At 70.0% G+C, this 20,820-nt stretch carries 15 protein-coding genes; 6 read left to right on the top strand and 9 right to left on the bottom strand.

The features are described from left to right. The 8 genes from glgB to HW466_RS12395 all read right to left on the bottom strand — a co-directional run bounded on the left by glgB (position 1) and on the right by HW466_RS12395 (position 13,749). Positions 1 to 2,202: a 1,4-alpha-glucan branching protein GlgB gene (glgB, locus tag HW466_RS12430; protein ID WP_174905784.1), complete on the bottom strand. Its 2,202-nt coding sequence runs from the start codon at positions 2,200 to 2,202 to the stop codon at positions 1 to 3. Beyond that, the gene (treS, locus tag HW466_RS12425; RefSeq protein WP_060135731.1) at positions 2,199 to 5,618 is read right to left on the bottom strand and encodes a maltose alpha-D-glucosyltransferase; all 3,420 of its coding nucleotides are present in this window, start codon (positions 5,616 to 5,618) and stop codon (positions 2,199 to 2,201) included. Before treS ends, glgB begins: the two co-directional genes overlap by 4 nt. Next, the gene (locus HW466_RS12420; RefSeq protein WP_174905785.1) at positions 5,618 to 9,010 is read right to left on the bottom strand and encodes a maltotransferase domain-containing protein; all 3,393 of its coding nucleotides are present in this window, start codon (positions 9,008 to 9,010) and stop codon (positions 5,618 to 5,620) included. The genes treS and HW466_RS12420 overlap by 1 nt, the downstream gene beginning before the upstream one ends. Before the next feature lie 185 nt (positions 9,011 to 9,195). Continuing rightward, positions 9,196 to 9,684, bottom strand: coding sequence for a phage protein NinX family protein (locus HW466_RS12415; protein WP_059452364.1), 489 nt, complete (start codon positions 9,682 to 9,684; stop codon positions 9,196 to 9,198). 12 nt (positions 9,685 to 9,696) lie between these two features. Continuing rightward, the gene (locus HW466_RS12410; RefSeq protein ID WP_059505113.1) at positions 9,697 to 10,512 is read right to left on the bottom strand and encodes an endonuclease/exonuclease/phosphatase family protein; all 816 of its coding nucleotides are present in this window, start codon (positions 10,510 to 10,512) and stop codon (positions 9,697 to 9,699) included. Further along, on the bottom strand, positions 10,503 to 12,722 hold the full coding sequence (locus HW466_RS12405) for a VTT domain-containing protein (protein WP_174905786.1): 2,220 nt from the start codon (positions 12,720 to 12,722) through the stop codon (positions 10,503 to 10,505). The genes HW466_RS12410 and HW466_RS12405 overlap by 10 nt, the downstream gene beginning before the upstream one ends. Continuing rightward, entirely contained in the window at positions 12,719 to 13,057 is a 339-nt protein-coding gene (locus tag HW466_RS12400) for a hypothetical protein (RefSeq protein ID WP_059452367.1), read from the bottom strand. Before HW466_RS12400 ends, HW466_RS12405 begins: the two co-directional genes overlap by 4 nt. Beyond that, positions 13,054 to 13,749 (bottom strand): MgtC/SapB family protein, encoded by a 696-nt coding sequence (locus HW466_RS12395; protein ID WP_059452368.1) that lies wholly within the window; start codon positions 13,747 to 13,749, stop codon positions 13,054 to 13,056. The genes HW466_RS12400 and HW466_RS12395 overlap by 4 nt, the downstream gene beginning before the upstream one ends. A 179-nt stretch (positions 13,750 to 13,928) precedes the next feature. Here HW466_RS12395 and HW466_RS12390 point away from each other — a divergent pair, with 179 nt between their 5' ends. Continuing rightward, positions 13,929 to 14,171 carry a DUF6566 family protein gene (locus HW466_RS12390; RefSeq protein WP_059452369.1) on the top strand — a complete coding sequence of 81 codons (243 nt, stop codon included), beginning with the start codon at positions 13,929 to 13,931 and terminating at the stop codon, positions 14,169 to 14,171. Between the two features lie 107 nt (positions 14,172 to 14,278). Next, entirely contained in the window at positions 14,279 to 14,986 is a 708-nt protein-coding gene (locus HW466_RS12385) for a succinate dehydrogenase/fumarate reductase iron-sulfur subunit (RefSeq protein WP_151007184.1), read from the top strand. 12 nt (positions 14,987 to 14,998) lie between these two features. On the opposite strand, the gene HW466_RS12380 is transcribed toward HW466_RS12385, so the two are convergent. Then, entirely contained in the window at positions 14,999 to 15,673 is a 675-nt protein-coding gene (locus HW466_RS12380) for an HAD family hydrolase (RefSeq protein WP_059505106.1), read from the bottom strand. A gap of 216 nt (positions 15,674 to 15,889) precedes the next feature. On the opposite strand from HW466_RS12380, the gene HW466_RS12375 reads away from it, so the two are divergent. From HW466_RS12375 to catC, 4 genes are all read left to right on the top strand, one after another. Then, positions 15,890 to 17,074, top strand: a complete 1,185-nt coding sequence (locus tag HW466_RS12375) for a sugar transporter (RefSeq protein ID WP_059452372.1) — start codon at positions 15,890 to 15,892, stop codon at positions 17,072 to 17,074. A 327-nt stretch (positions 17,075 to 17,401) separates the two neighbouring features. Then, positions 17,402 to 18,928: a CYTH and CHAD domain-containing protein gene (locus HW466_RS12370; RefSeq protein WP_151005225.1), complete on the top strand. Its 1,527-nt coding sequence runs from the start codon at positions 17,402 to 17,404 to the stop codon at positions 18,926 to 18,928. A 372-nt stretch (positions 18,929 to 19,300) separates the two neighbouring features. Beyond that, positions 19,301 to 20,437 (top strand): muconate/chloromuconate family cycloisomerase, encoded by a 1,137-nt coding sequence (locus HW466_RS12365; protein ID WP_059452375.1) that lies wholly within the window; start codon positions 19,301 to 19,303, stop codon positions 20,435 to 20,437. Positions 20,438 to 20,515: 78 nt separating this feature from the next. Continuing rightward, positions 20,516 to 20,806 carry a muconolactone Delta-isomerase gene (gene catC, locus HW466_RS12360; RefSeq protein ID WP_059505097.1) on the top strand — a complete coding sequence of 97 codons (291 nt, stop codon included), beginning with the start codon at positions 20,516 to 20,518 and terminating at the stop codon, positions 20,804 to 20,806. The last annotated feature ends 14 nt before the right edge of the window (positions 20,807 to 20,820 follow it).

The raw sequence follows: 20,820 nt of genomic DNA, 5'->3' as shown, positions 1-20,820 counted from the left end.
TCAAGCCGGACTCAGCCATAACGTCGCCAGCGGCGGCAGGCGCAATACGGCCGACCACGACTCGCCATGCGCGGGCACGGCTTCCGCCCACACGGCGCCGTCGTTGCCGGCGTTGGTGCCGCCGTACACGGCGGCATCGGTGTTCATCAGTTCGCGCCACTGGCCGGGTGCGGGCAGCCCGATGCGATAGCCGGCGCGCGGCACGGGCGTGAAGTTGCTGATCGCGACGACGAGGCGTCCGGTATCGTCGCGGCGCGCGAACGCGAACACGCTGTTGTCGCGATCGTCGCCGATCAGCCACGCGAAGCCGGCGGCATGGCAGTCGAGCGCATGGAGCGCCGGTTCGGCCGCGTATGCACGGTTGAGATCGCGCACGAGCCGTTGCACGCCGCGATGCGCGGGCGCGTCGAGCAGGTCCCAATGCGGCGTCGCGTCGTGCGCGAACTCGGACCATTGCGCGAATTCGCCGCCCATGAACAGCAGTTTCTTGCCGGGGTGCGCCCACATGAAACCGAAGTACGCGCGCAGCGTCGCGAGCCGCTGCCATGCGTCGCCGGGCATCTTCGCGGCGAGCGAGCCCTTGCCGTGCACGACCTCGTCGTGCGACAGCGGCAGCACGAATCGTTCGGAGAACGCATAGACGAGCCCGAACGTCATCCGGTCGTGGTGATAGCGGCGATGGATCGGATCCTCGTGCAGATACGCGAGCGTGTCGTGCATCCAGCCCATGTTCCACTTGAAGTCGAAGCCGAGCCCGCCGCCGCCGGTCGACGCGGTGACGCCCGGCCACGCGGTCGATTCCTCGGCGAAGGTGACGACGCCGGCCGGCGCGAGCGCGCCATGCAGCGTGTCGTTCAGCGTGCGCAGGAACGCGACCGCTTCGAGATTCTCGCGCCCGCCATGCACGTTCGGCACCCATTCGCCTTCCTTGCGCGAATAGTCGCGGTACAGCATCGATGCGACCGCGTCGACGCGGATCCCGTCGACGTGATAGCGCCGCGCCCACGCGAGCGCCGACGCGATGAGGAACGCGCCGACCTCGTTGCGGCCGAGGTTGAACACGCAGGTGTTCCAGTCGGGATGCATGCCTTCGCGCGGATCGGCGTGCTCGTACAGCGCGGTGCCGTCGAACTGCGCGAGACCGTGCGGATCGTTGGGGAAGTGCGCGGGTACCCAGTCGACGATCACGCCGATGCCGGCCGCATGCGCGCGATCGACGAAGCGCGCGAAGCCGTCGACCGGGCCGAAGCGCGCGGACGGCGCAAATTGCGCGAGCGGCTGGTAACCCCACGAGCCGCCGAACGGATACTCGGAAATCGGCATGAATTCCACGTGCGTGAAGCCCATGCCGCGCACGTACGGGATCAGCCGCTCCGCGAGCTCGTCCCAGGTTGCGCTGCGGTCCATTTCCTCGGGCACGCGCTGCCACGACTCCGGATGGACCTCGTAGATCGACCACGGGACGCGAAAGCGCCGGTCAGGATCCGGCCGCGCGTGGAGCCAGCCGTCGTCGTGCCACGCGAAGCCGTCGAGCGCGGCCGTGTCGGCGACGACGGACGCGGTGCGCGGCGGCGCTTCGGTCGCGCGCGCGCACGGGTCGGCCTTGTGCGGCAGCACGCGGCCGTCTGCCGCGCACAGCTCGTATTTGTAGTGCTCGCCGGCACCGATGCCCGGCACGAACAGTTCCCACACGCCCCAGGGTCGCCGCAGCCGCATCGGATGACGGCGGCCGTCCCAGCTATTGAAATCGCCGACCACGGACACGCGCTGCGCGTTCGGCGCCCACACGGCGAACCGCACGCCGTCGACGCCGTCGATCCGGATGGGCGTCGCGCCGAGGCAGTCGAGCACGGCGCCCGGGTCGCCGGCCGCGAAGCGGGCCAGCGCGGCGTCGTCGAGCAGCGTGCCGAACGCATACGCGTCGTCGGTCACCTGCCGCGCGCCGGGCCAGTCGATCGCCAGCTGGTAGTGCCCGTCGCGCGCGATCGTCCCGGCGAAGCAGCCGGCGTCGTCGACGCACGCGAGCGTGCCGAGTTCGTCGCCGTCGGGCGTGACCGCGCGCACGCGCCGCGCGCCGGGCAGCAGTGCGCGCACGACGGTCCGCCCGGCATCCGCATGCGGGCCGAGGCATGCGAACGGGTCCGGATGGCGGCCGGCGAGCAGCGCATCGATATCGCGGCGGTCGAACAGCGTGTCGGTCATCGGGTACCTCCGTGGTCGGATGCGCGTTTCGCATCCAGCAATCGTTCGACGAGCGCGGCGAGCCCGCTGACCGGCACGCCGAGCCAGTCGGGCCGGTTCGACGCTTCGTAGCAGAGCTCGTACGACGCCTTGTCGATCAGGAACAGCGCGAGCAGGCGATCGGCGTAGCGCGGGTCGACGAAGCGTTCGGGCGCCTGGTCGGCAGCCGCGCGATAGCATTCGACGAAGCGGTCGGCGGCGGCCTGCCCGAAGCGGTCGAACAGCGCACGCTTGCGGCCGGCCGCCTGCGGCGGCGCCTTTTCGATCGCGAATTGCGCGGTCGCGCTCACGTACGAGAGCGAGCGCAGGAACCCGGCCACATCGCGCAGCGGGTGCGACTTCGCGCGGCGCCGCTCGAGCGGGCGCGCGGGCTCGCCCTCGAAGTCGATCAGCAGCGCGTCGCCCTGCACGTCGAGCACCTGGCCGAGATGAAAATCGCCGTGAATCCGCGTGCATTGCGCGTCGAGCGTGCGCGGCACCAGCTCGCCGAGCGCCTGCACGGCTGCGTCGCGCGACGCGAGCAACGTGTCGGCGGCCGCACGCGCCGCCGGATCGAGCGCTTCGAGCGCATCGAGGCGGGTGGCCAGCACGTCGAGTGCGTGCCTGAACGACGCGATCGCATCGAAGGTCCAGCCGTCGACGTGTTCGGGCGTCGCGCGCTCCGGCGTGAACGCCGGGTCGTCGGACGGCTGCGCGAGCGCCACGTGCAACTGGCCGAGCCGCGTGCCGACGATGCCCGCGAACGCCGCGTAGCCGAGCAGCGCGTCCGGCTCCTCGTCGGGCTCGGCCGCTTCGCCGTCGGCGACGGCCGGCAGCGCGAGCTCGTCGACCGCGCGTTTCAGGAAGTCGAACGAGCGCGTCCACGCGTCGCCCTGGTTGTCGACGTAGCGCTGCAGGATCGCGACCGTATGCGGCGAGCCGTCCGGATCGACGTGCACGACCTCGCCCGCGAGCGTCGCGGTGTTCGCGTAACCGATCCGCGTCAGGTGGCGGCTCATCTCGGCTTCCGGATGGACGCCGTGCGCGACCTTGCGCACCAGCTTCAGCACGATCTGGTCGCCGATCACGAGCGAGCTGTTGCTCTGTTCGGCGGCGAGCCAGCGCACTTCGGCGTCGTCGCCGGGATCGAGCGCGGCAAGTGCTTGCTCGGGCAGGAACTCGAGGTGGCCGCCATCGGAGGTCGGCACCGTTGCGCCGTCGCGCAGCTTGCGCAGCATCCCGCGCGCGAATGCGGGCAGCGCGAATGCATCGGTCAGGTAGCCGACCGTGTGGCCGCGCCGAACGCGCGCGAGCGCGAGCTGGGCGAACAGCGGATGCGACGTCTCGCCGCCCCACGCGGCGGCGAGCGGCACGACGTAGCGCTCGACGCGGCCGTCGCTCGCGGACACCCACGCCTCCGCGTACTGGAACGGCTCGTCCGGTATCGGCGTGACGACATTCAGCCACGCATCGCCGATCTTGCGGTCCTTCGACGCGAACCAGCGCCGCCGCGCGAGCCACGACGCGAGCGCATCGTGCGCGAGCGCGTGCAGCTGCCCGACGTCCGGCCGCGCGTCGCCGCGCCGCATCACGATCGTCACGTACTCGGGCAGCGGCTCCGCGTGCGGCTGCCGCCACGACGGCTCGCGGCCATGCTCGGACAGCACGAACCACAGGAATCCGTACGGCGGGAAGGTGAGCAGGTACGTGAGCTGCCCGATCGGCGGAAACGGCGAGTCCGACGTCATCTCGATCGGCACGCGGCCCGCGAATTCGGACAGGTCGAGTTCGACCGCCTGCGACGAGCGCGACAGGTTCGCGACGCACAGCACCGTCTCGTGGCCTTCGAGTTCGCGCAGGTAGGCGAGCACCTTGCGGTTCTCGGGGCGCAGGAAGCGGATCGTGCCGCGCCCGAACGACTGCGTCGCGCGACGCGTCGCCAGGATGCGGCGCGTCCAGTTCAGCAGCGAATGCGGGTCGCGCGTCTGCGCCTCGACGTTGACCGCGTCGTAGCCGTACAGCGAGCCCATCACGGGCGGCAGCACCAGCAGTTCCGGGTCCGCGCGCGAGAAGCCGCCGTTGCGGTCCGACGACCATTGCATCGGCGTGCGCACGCCGTCGCGGTCGCCGAGGTGGATGTTGTCGCCCATGCCGAGTTCGTCGCCGTAGTAGATCACCGGCGTGCCGGGCATCGACAGCAGCAGCGAGTTGATCAGCTCGATGCGGCGCCGGTCGCGCTCCATCAGCGGCGCGAGGCGGCGCCGGATGCCGAGGTTGAGCCGCGCGCGCCGGTCGGACGCATAGGTTTGCCACAACAGGTCGCGCTCGGAGTCGGTCACCATCTCGAGCGTCAGCTCGTCGTGGTTGCGCAGGAACACGGCCCACTGGTTGCTCGGCGCGAGCGCCGGGGTCTGCCGCATGATGTCGACGATCGGGAAGCGGTCCTCGCTCGCGATCGACATGTAGATGCGCGGCATCAGTGGAAAGTGGAACGCCATGTGGCATTCGTCCTCGTGGCCGAAGTATTCCTGCACGTCCTCCGGCCACTGGTTCGCTTCCGCGAGCAGCATCCGGTTCGGATACTCGGCGTCGATCGTCGCGCGGATGCGCTTCAGGATCGCGTGCGTCTCCGGCAGGTTCTCGTTGTTGGTGCCTTCGCGCTCGACCAGATACGGCACCGCGTCGAGCCGCAGCCCGTCGATGCCGAGATCGAGCCAGAAGCGCATCACCTGCAGCACCTCGCGCACGACGGCCGGATTGTCGAAGTTCAGGTCCGGCTGGTGCGAGTAGAAGCGGTGCCAGTAATACTGGCCGGCGATCGGATCGTGCGTCCAGTTCGACGTTTCGGTGTCGAGAAAGATGATCCGCGTGCCCGCGTATTTCGTGTCGGTGTCGGACCACACGTAATAGTCGCGATACATCGAGCCCGGTTTCGCGCGCCGCGCGCGCTGGAACCACGGGTGCTGGTCCGACGTGTGGTTGATCACCAGCTCGGTGATCACGCGGATCCCGCGCGCGTGCGCTTCGCGGATGAAGCGCCGCACGTCGGCCAGCGTGCCGTAGTCGGGATGCACGTCGCGGTAGTCGGCGATGTCGTAGCCGTCGTCGCGGCGCGGCGACGGATAGAACGGCAGTAGCCAGATCGTGTCGACGCCGAGCTCGGCGATGTAGTCGAGCTTCATGATCAGGCCGGGGAAGTCGCCGATCCCGTCGTTGTTCGAGTCGTAGAACGACTTCACGTGCACCTGGTAGATGATCGCGTCCTTGTACCACAGCGGATCGTCCGCGCAGAGTGCGGGCGCGCGGCGCCGCGAACGGCGCCGGCGCGGCGTGCCGGCCGGTGCGAGCGACGGGAATTGCGCGCGGCGCACGTCGTCGAGGGAGTCTTCGCGATTCATCAGGCGTGTGCTCCTGAAGGATGCCGGGCATCGCCCGGCGCGGGCGCCGCCACTCGCGCGGCGCCGGGAGACGGCGCGAGCCGCCAGATCGCATACGGCCGCACGTGCGGGTCGAGCGATACGTACTGGCGATGCCCGCGCCAGGTTTCGGCATGCGCGGCATCCTGTTCGAGCGCGTCGAGCGGCTCGCCGTCGACCAGCCCGAGGCCGCGCCACAGCGATGCGTCGAGCGTGAAGTTGGTGGCCTGCGGATGCCACGGGTCGAGGCTGATCGCGACGGCGACGACGCTGTCGTACGCGGGCGTCGCCTTCACGAATACGATGACCTGGTCGTTGTCGGCGTCGGCGAATGCAAGACCGAGGTGGGTCTGCAGCGCCGGATGCTCGCGCCGCGCGCGGTTCAGCCGCGCGATTTCGGTGCCGATGTGCGCGGCCTTGCTCCAGTCACGCGCGCGCAGCTCGTATTTCTCCGCGTCGGCGTATTCCTCGCTGTCCGGCAGCGGCGCGGATTCGCCGATCTCGAAGCCCGAGTACAGGCCCCACGAGCCGGCGAGCGTCGCGGCGAGCGCCGCGCGGATCACGAACTGCGAGCGCGGCGCGTTCTGCAGGTGGCGCGGATTGATGTCGGGCGTGTTCACGAAGAAGTTCGGCCGGAAGAACTCGCGTGGCGGGCCCGCCGTCAGCTCGGTCAGGTAGTCGATGAATTCGCGCTTCGTCTCGCGCCACGTGAAGTACGTGTACGACTGCGAGAAGCCGACCTTCGCGAGCCGGTACATCATGCCCGGCCGCGTGAACGCCTCCGACAGGAACACGACGTCCGGATGCCTGCCGCGCACGTCGGCGATCATCCATGCCCAGAACGGCAGCGGCTTCGTGTGCGGGTTGTCGACGCGGAAGATCCGCACGCCCGCGTCGACCCAGAACAGCACCGCATCGCGCAACGCGAGCCACAGGTCGGGCAGCGCGTCCGGCGCGTAGAAATCGGGATTCACGATGTCCTGGTAGCGCTTCGGCGGATTTTCCGCGAAGCGCAGCGAGCCGTCGGGGCGCCACGCGAACCAGCCCGGATGCTCGGCGAGCCACGGATGGTCGGGCGAGCACTGGATCGCGAAGTCCAGCGCGATCTCGAGCCCGTGCGCGCGTGCCGCATCGACCAGCGTGCGGAACGACGCGAGCGTGCCGAGTTGCGGATGCACGGCCGTGTGGCCGCCGTCGGCCGAGCCGATCGCGTACGGGCTGCCGACGTCGTCCGGCCCGGCCTTCAGCGAGTTGTTGCGGCCCTTGCGCGCGGTCGTGCCGATCGGGTGGATCGGCGGGAAATACAGCACGTCGAAGCCCATGTCGCGGATGCGCGGCAATTGCGCGATCACGTCGTCGAACGTGCCGTGCCGGTGCGCGTCGTTGCTTGCCGAGCGCGGGAACATCTCGTACCAGCTCGAGAAGCGCGCGGCGCGGCGTTCGACTTCGACGGGGTAGACCGTTTCGTCGTGCGTGACGAACGGCCGGTAACGCAGCGCCGCGTATGCGTCCGCGAGTTCGGGCGCGCCGATGAGCGCGAGGCGATCGTCGGGCGACGCATCGTTGAAGTCGGCCGCCAGCCGTTCCATCCGGGCACGAGCGCGCGGATCGGCCGGCTCGCCGCGCTTCAGCGCGGTCGCGAGCAGCAGTTGCGCCTCACGCACCTCCAGCGCCACGTCCTGCCCGGCCGCACGCTTTTTCGCCACGTCGGTGACGAGCGATGCCCAGTCGTCGCGCCATGCGATCACGCGGAATGCATGGCGTCCGAGCCGGTCGAGCGCGACGCGCGCGTGCCAGCGGTCGTTCGGCTCCGCGACGAACGGCACCTCGCGCCAGTCGCGCTCGTCGTCCGCCCGCCACTGCAGCGCGGCCGACAGATGCGCATGCCCGTCCGAGAAGATCGACGCGTGCACGACCAGCGTTTCGCCGATCACGCGCTTGATCGCGAAGCGGCCGCCGTCCACCGCGGGCTCGACGCGCTCGATCGCGATCCGGTCGGCCGCGAGCGCGGCGGACAGCGCGGTCCGCTCGCGCGCGGTATCGGCACGCGCGGTCGCGGGCGGCGCGCGCCGTGCGTCGAGCAGCGCATGACCGCCGGGTTCGAGCGTGAAGGCCGGCAACGCGACGGGCGCGTTGCGCGGCGTGCCGTCCGGTGGCGCGACGTGCGTGAAGGCGCCTGGCACCCCGGGCAGGATCGTGGCGGGGTCGACGGTCGCTTCGTCATCGAGATCGGGATTCAGCGCAATCAGGAGTGCCGCATCGTCGTGTTCGAGCGACGGGCCCGTGCCGCGCAGCAGCGCGGTCGCGGCCGCGCCGGGGGCGCTCAGTTGCACGATTTCGCCGCGCTCTGCCGCGAGCGGCGTCGCGCGGCGCCACGCATTCGCGTCGGCGATCGCGCCGGACAGGTCGAAGCGCGCACCGTCGAACGCGGCGCGATAGCGCGTCGCGTCCGCATCGCGCGCCATCAGCGGCAGCGTGACGCCGCGCTCGAAACCCATCGGCACGAGCCAGCCGGTGCCGACCGCCGCGGCCGTCCACAACGCGCGGCGGTACGCGCGGGCGACCGTTTCGTCCGGCGCGTCGTTCCAGTCGTCGGCGAGGCGCGGGCCGTCGTACGCGTCGGGAAACGCGATCGGCGAGCCGATGCGGCGCAGCAGCCGGTGTTCGTCCGCGAACCACGGCGAACGCAGATCCCACCAGCGCACCGACGAGAACACGGCGTCGAAGCCGGCCGCCTCGAATTGCGCGAGTGCGTCGCGCGCATGGCCCGGTACGCCGGCCAGCACCGCGACGTCCGGGCGCGCGCGACGCAGCGCCGCGCGCCAACCCGGCCACCACGCGGCCGGCAGATGATGTGGTGCGTCGATCAGGAAGCCGGTCGCGCCGGCGTCCGCGAACGCGGCGAGATGCGCGACCCACCATGCGCCGAGTGCATCGTGGGCGGCGTCCTCGCCGACCTGGGCATGCGCGACGTCGAGTTCGTGGGCGGCGCGGCGCGGATCGATCAGCGCGTCGTCGTGCGAGCGCTCGACGTACCAGCCGGGGTGTTCGGCACGCAGCGGGTTCTCGCGCGCGATGCGGTCCGGTATCACTTCGAGCATCACGCGCAGCCCGTGGCCGTGCGCGAGCTGCGCGAGCCGCGAGAACGTCTCGAGCGCACCGGCGCGCGTCGCGAAGGTCGCGGCCGGCCGGTGGAAGTCGGCGACGTGGCGTGGGAACCCCGCGACGCTGGCGGCCCAGAAGCCGCCGATCAGCACGTGATCGAAGCCCATGCCCGCGACGTGCGCGAACATGTCCGGCCACGCGTCGAGCGGACCGACGACGCGGGCATCGCAGAAATAGAGGTGTGGGGCGAAGGGTGGCGTGACGTTCATGGAATGGCGTGGGCGGGCGGCGGCGAACGGTAACGGCGGTGCGCCGCAACCCGCGTGCCTGCGGCGCGGCGCCCCGTGCGGCCATGGATGTGCGGATGCAGGGTGCCGATTCCTCTGTCGTTTTTACATGAACGCTGTACGGCCGCTGGAGCATGCGCGCGGCGTAGCCGGCGGCACGACCTCCGTCACATGCGCGGAATCGAGCGGATGTCCGAGCTTTCGCCGACGGCCGGATCGTCGTCCGATTCGGGAAGCGGCACGCCGGGGTCGTAACGCACGGGCGCGCCGCGCTCGATCCGGTGCGCGAACGACGGCGGGGCGTCGACATCGTCGCCGAAGCGCGCCCGCACGAATGCGCGCAGCAGCGCGGTGCGCACGTCGGGCGCGCGCGCCGCGCAGGTCGACGGGCCGTCGATGAAGCATGCGTCGCATTCGACGCCGTCGCCGCGCCGCGCGATCCGCAAGTCGCCGACGCGATCGAGCACGGCGCCCGCGTCGGCCCACGACGTGGAGGGCGCGAAATGCGCGTCGAGGCGCCGCAACGCATCGCACGCGGCGGTCACGATCAGCTGCGGGTCGACGGCCGTGAAGCACAGCGTGTCTTCGTCGTCCGCGCACAATGCGCGCGCGCACCAGTAGTCGAGGGCGGTTCCGGCGAGTTCGTCGGTTCGCATGGGCAGGCTCCGTCAGGATTCGTCAACGCGGTGCGACGCGTGCGCAAGCGGCGTGCCAGGCGGCGAAGCGACACGCATTCGCGCCACGAGCGGGTAGTGATCCGACGCGCGCCGGGCCAACATGCTGCGATGCACGTTCACGTCGATCAGCAATTCGCCCGGATGGATCCAGATCCGGTCGAGCGAGAACACCGGGTACAGCGTCGGGAACGTGCGCGGCGCCGGCGCGCGGCGAAACCGCGTGACCAGCGCCTGCAGCGCGCGGCCGCGCACGAACCATTCGTTGATGTCGCCCATCAGGATCACCGGCATCGTGCCGGTGTCGAACGCGGCCAGCAGCCGCTGGACCTGCGCGCTGCGTTCGTTTGCCGACAGCCCGAGATGGGTCGCGACCACGCGCAGCGTGCCCGCGCCGCAGTCGATGTCCGCGTCGAGCGCGCCGCGCGGTTCGCGCTGATGGAACGACAGGTCGAGCGTGCGTGCCGCGCGGATCGGGCAGCGCGACAGCACGGCATTGCCGTAGCGGCGCTCCGGCGTGTCGATGGTCGGCCCGGCCACCGCGTGCATGCCGGTCGCGTCGCGCAGGTGCGCGAGCACGTCGGGCGCGCGCGTTCCGCCGAGCGGCACCTCCTGCAGCGCGACCACGTCGGCATCGAGTTCGTGGATGACCGCCGCGATCCGGTCGGCCGCGCGCGCGGGCCATGCGCCGTAGCCGCCGCGGATGTTGTACGTCGCGATCCGCAGGTCGCGCCCGCCCGGCGCGGCGGCGGGCGGGCCGTCCGACGCGACGATGTCCGGCGGCGGGGCCGGCTGCCGGCTCAGCGCCATCGTCGCAGCACCCTGACGAGCAGCACCGACACCCCGACCAATACGACGCCGATCGCCGCGAGCCACGCGAACGCGCGGGGCCCGGGATGGCTGAATGCGGCGGTCAGCTGGTGCGCGAACGTGACGGTCAGCACGACGCCGGGCAGCATGCCGATCGCTGTGCCGACCAGGAAGTCGCGCAGGCCGATGTGCGATGCGCCGGCAACGAGGTTCACGATGGTGAACGGCGCGACCGGCAGCAGGCGCAGCACGGCCATCGCGATCACGCCGCGCCGGCCGATGTGCTCGCTGAGCCGGTTCGCGCGCGCGCCGGCGAGCCGGCGCACCGCGTCGCGGCCGAGCCAGCGGCCGATTCCGTAGGTCGCGGCGGCGGCCACCATCGTGCCGGCGGACGCATACGCGAAACCCGGCCACGCGCCGAACACGAGGCCCGTGACGGTGATCAGCAGCGTGATCGGCACCGACAGCGTTGCCGCGACCACGTAACCGGCCAGCAGCAGCGCGGGTGCGCCCGGCAGTTGCGCGGCGTGGGTGGCCGCTTGCGCGAGCGACGCGACGTTCAGCGCCTTGCCGAGCGGCGAGAAGCGCCACGCGAGCGCGAGTGCCGCGATCAGCAGCACGGCCGCGCCGAGCACGAAGAAGCGCGCGGTCAGCGAGCGGTGCTGTTCGTGCGGCACGAATTCGCGGACGAACCGGTCCGGCTCGATCGGCTGCTCGGGGTCGAGCCGTGCGCTGACCGGCACCAGCGCGTCGAGCTGCGGCGTCACGACCGGGTCGAGCGTGCGCAACGTGCGGCCCGGTTTCGCGCGCAACCGGTCGAGCGCGGCGTTGGGCCGGCCGGCTTGCGCGAGCGCAGCGGCGACGGCCTCCGGCGTCGTGCCGAGATGTTCGGCCAGCAGGCGGTCGCGCATGCCCGCGATCGCGGCACGGATCCGTGGCTCGCCGGCCGCGACGAGCGCGATGCAGCATTCGGTGTCGAGCACCATCGACCGGTTGTTCAGGTTCGCGCTGCCGATCACAATGCATTCGTCGTCGACGATCTGGATCTTGCTGTGCACGTTCACGCACGCATCGCCGAGGCCGTCGACGTGCGGATACAGCAGCCGGTAGCGGTCGAAGCGGTCGGCAGACTTGAGCGTGGCGTGCAGCCGCGCGCGCAGCACGCCCATGGTCGCTTCCTGCAGCCAGCCGCTCTGCACGCGCGGCGCGACGACCGTCACGTCCGGCCCGTCGACGTCGGCCAGCCGCGCGGACAGCGTCTCGCGCACCACCGTCGCGGTGAGGTACTGGTTTTCGATGTACAGGTGGCGCCGCGCGGCGCGGATCGCGTCCTCGACGAGCGCGCGCACCTGACGCACCGGCTCGCGGTCGCGGTGACGCGGCGCCGTGTACGCGATGCCGAGCCGGATGTCGCGCAGGTCGACGCGCGCGTCGGGCGGCCACGGGTCGACGTCCTCGTCACGCTCGAGATGCCGCCGCGCGCGGATCGCGATCCGGCGTCCGCACGCGTTGAACCAGCGCGAGCGTGCCTGCTCCCCGATCGCGGCGGCCGCGTCGCCGTCGAACATCGCCTGCACGTCGTGAAACGGCGCGTACGGCATCCCCTGTGCGTCGCGGCGGCGCGGATCGTCGGCCGCGTGCGCGGGCGTGTCCCAGCGTGCGCGCGTCAGGTCGAGCCCGCCGACGAACGCGAGGCGGTCGTCGATCACCACGAGCTTCTGGTGATGCGACGCGCCGCGCGGATGCGTGTCGTCGAGGCGAAAGCGGATGCCGCGGTGCGCGCGCCACGCGGCACGATAGACGGGCGGCCAGTCGCGCTCCAGCGCGTAGATCATCGCGAAGTCCCACGCGAGCACGTAGATGCGCAGGTTGTGCCGCGCGGTCGCGAGCGCGTGGAGGAAGGCGGCGAGCGTGTCGGGCAGGCCGTCGTCGGCGCCGGCAGGCGACAGCCGCATCTGGCTGTCGACGTCCCAGCCGACGATGAACACGGTGTGGCGCGCGCGCCGCAGTGCGGCGCGCAGCGTCGCGAAATACGCGTCGCCGTCCACCAGCATCGCGAAGCGGTCCGCATCGCGGATCGTGTCGCAGTTGCGCCCGCATTCGAGCAGCCCGTGTCTTGCCGGCTCGTTCGTGTGCGAGGGATCGGCCACTGCGCCGTCGGGGCCCGCCGTCGCGAATGCGGCGCGCGGCATGCGGTCCGGCACGATCATCGGGCATCGCCCCCCGGCTCGCCGTCGATGCGTTGCAGCAGCGCGTCGCAACGCGCGCGCAGCGCCCGCAGTTCCGGCGAATCGGCGTCGATCCGGATGCGTTCGCCGCTGTCGGGATCGCCGTACGCGGCCGCGATCTCGTAGATGCCTTGCGCGATCGTGGTGGACGCGGCCGCGATCCGGATCCGGTCGAGCCAGCCGCATTCGACGTGATGGCACGCGAGCCATGCGCGCAGCGCGCCGACCACCTGGCCGGTAGTGAGCCATGTGCCGCCGCGCATGCGCGCGGTCAGCTGGCTCGTCACGAGGTAGGAGAGCAATTCGGTCTGGGTCACACGAAACTCCTTGACGAGGTGTCGGGCCTGCAGGTTCGCACGCCGGCGATGCCCTGCAGCGCCTCGCAGATCGCCGCAAATTCCGCGCCGCTCGTGCGGGAGAACGACACCGAGATGTCGTCGGTGTCCGGATCGTCGTCGGACTGCTGGACGATGAACCGTTTCACGCGCACGCGGCCGGTGCCGAGCGTGTCGTGCAGCGTGCCGAGCGTGAGGCCGCCGCGCTCGACGACGAGCCGCAGCGTGCGCTGTTGGCGCTGCGCGATGAAGCGGCGCTCGATCGGCTTCACGCCCGCGAGGATCGCGAGGACGATCGCCGTCGCGCCGATCGACGCGACGTACATGCCGCCGCCCGCCGCGAGACCGACGCCGGCCACCGCCCACAGGCTCGCGGCCGTCGTCAGCCCGCGCACGACCTCGCCGCGCAGCAGGATCGAGCCGGCGCCGAGAAAGCCGATGCCGGACACCACCTGTGCGGCGACCCGCGACGGATCGAGCACGACGCCGTTCTGTCCGCGTACGTCTTCGAAGCCGAAGGTGGAGACGAGCATCACGAGCGCCGAGCCGACGCACACCAGCATGTGCGTGCGCAGGCCGGCGGCCCAGTTGAGCCGTTCGCGTTCGAGCCCGATCACGCTGCCGAGCAGGGCGGCGAGCAGCAGGCGTCCGAGGAGTTCGACATGGCCGATCATCGTGGCCTCCTTTTTTTGTCCGGTGTTCCGGAGCGTTCGATGCGCAAGGAGGATGCAAGGTGCGTGCCGGATTCCCGGATAGCGGGCACGCCTCGTGCGCGCAGGCCCCACGGCGCGCGCGGCGATCATGCGGCGCGCATTTTTTGCATCGCCATCGCAGATAAGCACAGGGGGCCAGGATGCAACATCAACAGGACGCACAGGTCCGCGACCCGTATCGCGGCCACGAGATCCGCGTATGGGCGCGGCGCAACGAACGCGGCGCATGGGCCGATGAAGTGCAGGTGTACGTGGATGGCGCGCGCATCGAGTTGTATGTGCCGGAGCCGGTCGGCCCCGAATGGCTGACCGAGGACGAGGCGCTGCGCGCGGGCGTCGAGCGCGGACGCTATCTGGTCGACAAGCGCGTCGACGACGATTGACGCGGCGGCGCGCGGGTCGACCGCGCGCGAGCCGGCCGGCCGGCATGGCGCTTGCGCGCGGCTCGCGCATTGCCTGAACGCACGCCGGCGCCGCGCCGGGAGGACCCATGAACGATCCGCGCACGCTCCAGATCTACCGCTACGATCCCGACCGCGACACCGCGCCGTACATGCAGCGTTACGACATCGACGTGACGCCCGACGACCGGATGCTGCTCGACGTGCTCGGCCGCGTGAAGCGCGAGGACGAGACGCTGTCGTATCGGCGCTCGTGCCGCGAGGGCATCTGCGGCTCGGACGCGATGAACATCAACGGCAAGAACGGCCTGGCGTGCCTGACGAACATGAAGACGCTACCGCGCGAAATCGTGCTGCGGCCGCTGCCGGGATTGCCCGTGGTGCGCGACCTGATCGTCGACATGACGGATTTCTTCAACCAGTACCATTCGATCCGCCCGTACCTGATCAACGATACGATGCCGCCGGAGCGCGAGCGGCTGCAGTCGCCCGACGAGCGCGATCAGCTCGACGGGCTGTACGAATGCATCCTGTGCGCGTGTTGCTCGACGTCGTGCCCGAGCTACTGGTGGAACCCGGACAAGTTCGTCGGGCCCGCCGGCCTGCTGCAGGCGTACCGGTTCATCGCCGATTCGCGCGATCTCGCGACGGCCCGGCGGCTCGACGATCTCGAGGACCCGTATCGGCTGTTCCGCTGCCGCACGATCATGAACTGCACGGACGTGTGCCCGAAAGGGCTCAATCCGACCAAGGCGATCTCGGAGATTCGCGCGATGCTCGTCAGGCGGACCGTGTAGCGCCGTCGCGCATCACGGCCGCGCCGCGATCTCGTCGAGGTGCCACAAAAGGTCCGCCGGATCGTCGTACACGCGCAGCGCGCCCGCGCGTTCCAGCTCGTCGCTGCCGTAGCCGCCCGACAGCAAGCCGACGCCTAGCGCGCGGCAGCGGCTCGCGGCGAGCATGTCCCAGATGCTGTCGCCGACCACCACCGTGTGCTCGATCGGCACGTTCAGCTTTGCAGCGGCCGTGACGAACAGATCGGGATCCGGCTTCGCATACTTGACCTGGTCGCGCGTGACGACCACGTTCTTCGCCGGATCGACGCCGAGCGCTTCCAGATTGATCGCCGCGGTTTCCATCCGCCCGCTGGTCGCGATCGCCCAGCGGATGCCCGCGTTCGACAGCGCGGCCAGCAGCTCGCGCGCGCCGGGCAGCGGCCGGACCTGCGCGCGCAGCCGCTGGTAAGCGGCGGCGTGCAGCCGCGCGAGCCGCTCGACGCGCTCGGCGTCGATGTCGCCGGCCGTCTCGCGCAGCAGCTGGTTCAGGAACAGGCCGCCGCTCATCCCGATCTTGCGGTGGATGCGCCACACCGACAGCTCGATGCCCTCGGCGTCGAGCGCTTCCTTCCATGCGAGCACGTGCTGGTAGACGCTGTCGACGAGCGTGCCGTCGAGATCGAACAGAAACGACGTTTCAATGCGCATGTGAATCTCCTGGCCCGATGAGGTTCGGGCGAATCGTCCGCGAAAAGTCCTTCGACGCATTATCGGCGCACGGCCGTGTCATCGCCATGTCCCGGCGCCGCGGCCGGCACCGGCGTGTCATTTGCCGCTGGTACAATCGCGCCGATGTGCCGGGCGCCGATGCGCCGGGCAGGCTGCCCGCGCCGCACGCGCCTCCAACCCTCGTCGAATTCCCGTATGGCAACTCCGGACGCCGTCAGTTCCGAACAGTCGTGGTGGGGCGTCGTGGCCCTGGCACTCACTGCCTTCATCTTCAACACCACCGAATTCGTGCCCGTCGCGCTGTTGAGCGCGATCGGCGACAGCCTGCGCATGCAGCCGACCGACGTCGGCCTGATGCTGACGATCTATGCGTGGGCCGTTGCCGTCGTGTCGCTGCCGCTCACGTTCGTCACGCGCCACGTCGAGCGCCGCAAGCTGCTGAGCGGTGCGCTGCTGGTGTTCATCGGCAGCCACGTCGTCACCGGCGTCGCGTGGAATTTCACGGTGCTGATGATCGGCCGGCTCGGCATCGCGTGCGCGCATGCGGTGTTCTGGTCGATTTCCGTTCCGCTGGCCGTGCGCCTTGCGCCGAGCGACCGGAAAAGCCGCGCGTTGAGCCTGCTGGCGATGGGCTCGGCGATCGCGATGGTCGCCGGCATTCCGCTCGGGCGCGTGATCGGCGAGGCGCTCGGCTGGCGCGTGACGTTCCTCGTGATCGGCGGCGCGGCGGCCGTCGCGCTGCTGATGCTGCGCGCCACGCTGCCGGCGTTGCCCAGCCAGGGCGCCGGATCGCTGTCCAGCATCGGCATGTTTCTCAGGAAGCCGGCGCTGGTGTCGTTGTACGCGATCACCGTGCTGGTCGTGTCCGCGCATTTCACGTCGTACACGTACATCGAGCCGTTCGTGCAGAGCGTCAATCATGCGAGCAGCAGCCGGATTACCTACGTGCTGATCCTGTTCGGCGTCGCCGGCTTGCCGGCCGCGATCTGTTTCAACCGCGTATTTCCGGAGCGGCCGGCCGATTTCCTGCTCGCATCGATCATCGCGCTGTCGGCGTGTCTGCTGATCCTGTTCCCGAGCGCGCTGAATATCGTCACGCTGTCGGTGCACACGCTGGTGTGGGGCGGCGCGATCGTCTGCTTCGGGCTCGCGATGCAGGCCTGGGTGCTGAAGCTCGCGCCCGAGGCGACCGATCTCGCGGTGTCGATCTTTTCCGGGCTGTACAACGTCGGCATCGGTGCCGGCGCGCTGCTCGGCAACCATATCGCCGGGGATTTCGGCCTGCCGTGGATCGGCACGTTCGGCGGGGTGGTCGGGATCGTCTCCGCCGGCATCGCGTGGGCCGCGTTGCGGCTGCATGAGCGACGGGCGGTGGCGTAATCCGCCGTCGCTGTCGGCCGCGCGGCTGCGGCAAGGTCGCCGACTCCTTGATGCGACACGTTGGCGCCTTCAAACCGTGACCGATCGCCTCGACGCCTTCAACCCGTGACCGATGCCGTCCGGCGCGCAGGCACGCGACATGCGCCGCCTTGCGCGTTCGTGCCGGTTCGTCCATGACGTGGCCGCGTGGCCATGTTGCCGTTCGCCCGGAACGGCGCCGACGTGCGCGACCGGATCCTTCGCGATGGCCGTTCCCGTCGCGCGCATGGCCGGCAGCCCGGCCGATCCGGCGTAGCCAGCACGATGGATACGCACTTCGGAGGCGGTATGGAACGCGAGTTGAAACTGCGGATCTCCGCAAAGGACCTCGACAGGCTGCGTCACGCGCCGTTGCTCGCGCAAGCCGGGCGCGCCGGCACGTCGCAACAGCTGACGAGCACCTACTTCGATACGCCCGCGCTGGCCTTTCACCGGTGCGGCGCGTCGCTGCGGGTGCGCGCGAGCGGCGACGGCAGGATTCAGACGTTGAAGCTGGAAGGAGCGGCGCAGGCCGGGCTGTTCGACAGGGACGAGTTCGAAATGCCGGTCGATGGCGACGTTCCCGATCTCGAGCCGCTGCAGGCGCACATCCCCGAGGACAGCGACTGCGGCAGGCTCGTGCGCGATGCGGCCACGGCCAGCCAGCTCAAGCCGGTATTCGTCACGCGGATCAGGCGCTCGGTGGTTCCGCTGCGCCTGCCGTCCGGCGATGAACTCGAGGTCGCGCTCGACAAGGGCACCGTCGACGCGGAGCCGGGCTCGGTCCCGATCGCCGCCGTCGAACTGGAGCTGAAGCACGGTGAGCCGGAAAGCCTGTACGGCGTCGCGCGGGCATTGCTCGACGTCGTGCCGTTGCGGATCGATCGCGACAGCAAGGCCGATCTCGGCTACGGGCTGCTCGTCGGCGAGCACCGACCGGCGGTCAAGGCGCGACCGGTGCGACTGAAGAAGCGCGATTCGATCGAAGACGCATTTCGCCGCATCGCGAGCAACTGTCTGGACCAGATCAATGCGAACGAACGAGGCGTCGCGTCGGGGCACGATCCGTCATGCGTCCATCAGATGCGCGTCGGGCTGCGGCGCTTGCGTTCCGCCCTCGACCTGTTCGAGAAGGTGATTCCCGCGATTCCGGGCCTTGACGACGAACTGCGCTGGATCGCGTCCGAATTGGGCACCGCGCGGGACTGGGAGGTGCTTGCGGGATCCACCCTAGAACAGGTCGGCGCGAACGGCCATCCCGACGACGTTCGTGCGGCCCGCGACGCGTGCGAGCAGATCGCGGTCAGGAACCGGCAGCGCGCGGCCGAGGCGGTCGAGTCGGTCCGCTACACGCGGCTCGCGTTGCAACTCGCGTCGTGGGCGAGCCGACGAGGCTGGCGAGACGGGATGTCCGACGCGCAGCGCGAGGCGATCGATCGGCCGGCGACGGAGTTTGCCGTCGATGTGCTGCGTCGGCGGCACCGCAAGCTGATCAAACGCGGCAAGGGTCTGGCCGATCTCGACGATCACCGTCGTCACCGTGCCCGCATCGCCGCGAAGAAAGTCCGATACGCGACCGAATTCTTCGCGTCACTCTGTTCCAAACGGGCCGTCAAGTCATACGTCGGCGCGCTGACCGCGCTTCAGGACGATCTGGGCTGGCGCAACGATGCCGTCGTCGCGGACCGGCTTCTGAAGGCGCTGCCTCGCACGTCGCCCGCCGCCGCGCCGGGCGCGGCCTTTGCGCGAGGCTTTCTGACCGCCCGCGTGGCTGCCGATCATCGGACGTTGCAGACGCTGTGGAAGCGCTTCAGGCGTCTTTCGCCGCCGCACTGACCGGGCCGCGGGGACGTGGCCGGATCGTGGCGCGTTCGTGCGGAAGATGGGCGGCCGGCCACACCGCCTGCCCATCAGGAAAACCCTGATCCACCCGCCCCGGATGTCGATTTCCGCTGACGTCGCCAACCGCCGGCCGGCCCGTCGCTCCCCGTTCGCGATGCGGCGCGCCGAAACCCTCCCGCGCCTCCCATCAAGCCTTCCAGCGCTGACAACCAGACAAAATTGGTATGGCGCACTGCAATATTTCGCTATCTTCAGCCGATTTCAATACCTGTCAGGTATGAAAAAGCGAGACCAAAAGTATTGGACGGTCCATTTCCGCGCCGCGTATAAATCCGTTCCATGAACTCCCCACACGCAGCGTGCCCCATGTCCCCAGTCACCATCGAACGCATTGAAACCCGCCTCGTCGACCTGCCGACGATCCGTCCGCACAAGCTGTCGGTCGCCACGATGCACGGCCAGACGCTGATGCTGGTGAAGGTGACCTGCAGTGACGGCGTGACGGGCACGGGCGAAGGCACCACGATCGCCGGGATGGCCTATGGCCCGGAAAGCCCGGAAGCGATGAAGCTCGCGATCGACGCTTACCTCGCACCGGCCGTCATCGGCAAGGATGCGACACGCATCCAGGCGCTGATGGCGTTCCTCGGCAAGCTCGCGAAGGTCAATCACTTCGCGAAGAGCGCGCTTGAAACCGCGCTGCTCGATGCGCACGGCAAGCGCATCGGCGTGCCGGTCAGCGAGCTGCTCGGCGGGCGCAGGCGCGATCGCCTGCCGGTCGCATGGACGCTCGCCTCGGGCAACACGGCGACCGACATCGCCGAAGCGGAGCGCATGCTGGAGCTGCGCCGCCACAACGTGTTCAAGCTGAAGATCGGCGCGAAGGCGCTCGACGCGGACATCCGGCACGTGGCCGAGATCAAGCGGGCGGTCGGCGAGCGCGCGTCGGTGCGCGTCGACGTGAACATGGCGTGGAGCGAAACGCAGGCCGCGCGCGCGATTCCGGCGCTCGCCGATGCCGGCTGCGAACTCGTCGAGCAGCCGGTCGCGTCGGCCGCGGCGCTCGCGCGCCTGATGCGCCGCTTTCCGGTTGCGCTGATGGCCGACGAAATCCTGCAAGGCCCGGACAGCGCGTTCGAGATCGCGAAGCATCACGGCGCGGACGTGTTCGCGATCAAGATCGAGCAGAGCGGCGGCCTGTTCGCCGCGCAGCGCGTCGCGGCGATCGCGGATGCGGCCGGCATCGAGCTGTACGGTGGCACGATGCTCGAAGGCGCGTTCAGCACGGTTGCGTCCGCGCATCTGTTCGCGAGCTTCGCGAACCTGCAGTGGGGCACCGAACTGTTCGGACCGCTACTGATTACCGAAGAGATTCTCGCGACCCCGCTCGACTACAGCGATTTCGAACTGACCGTGCCGAGCGGACCGGGCCTCGGCATCGAACTCGACGAAGCGAAGGTCGCACGCTTCACTCGCGACGGGCTGACGAAAGTGTCGCGCTGACCCGCTGACCCGCTGACCCGCTGACCCGCGACAGCGCGCAATAACCCGCAATAACACGATCACGCACAGGACATCACGATGCTTTTCCACGTACGCATGGACGTCAACCTGCCGGCCGACATGCCGGCCGGCGTGGCCGACGAGATCAAGACCCGCGAAAAGGCGTATTCGCAGGCGCTGCAGCACAGCGGCAAGTGGCGCCACATCTGGCGCATCGCCGGCGAATACGCGAACTACAGCGTGTTCGACGTGTCCGGCAACGCCGAGCTGCACGAGATCCTGACCGGCCTGCCGCTGTTCCCGTACATGAAGATTTCGGTGACGCCGTTGTGTCGCCACCCGTCGTCGATACACGACGGCGACGTTTGAGCCACGGAGCCGCC

This window comes from Burkholderia territorii (assembly GCF_902833055.1).
Taxonomy (GTDB): domain Bacteria; phylum Pseudomonadota; class Gammaproteobacteria; order Burkholderiales; family Burkholderiaceae; genus Burkholderia; species Burkholderia territorii.
This window is presented reverse-complemented; position numbering and strand designations above follow the sequence as displayed.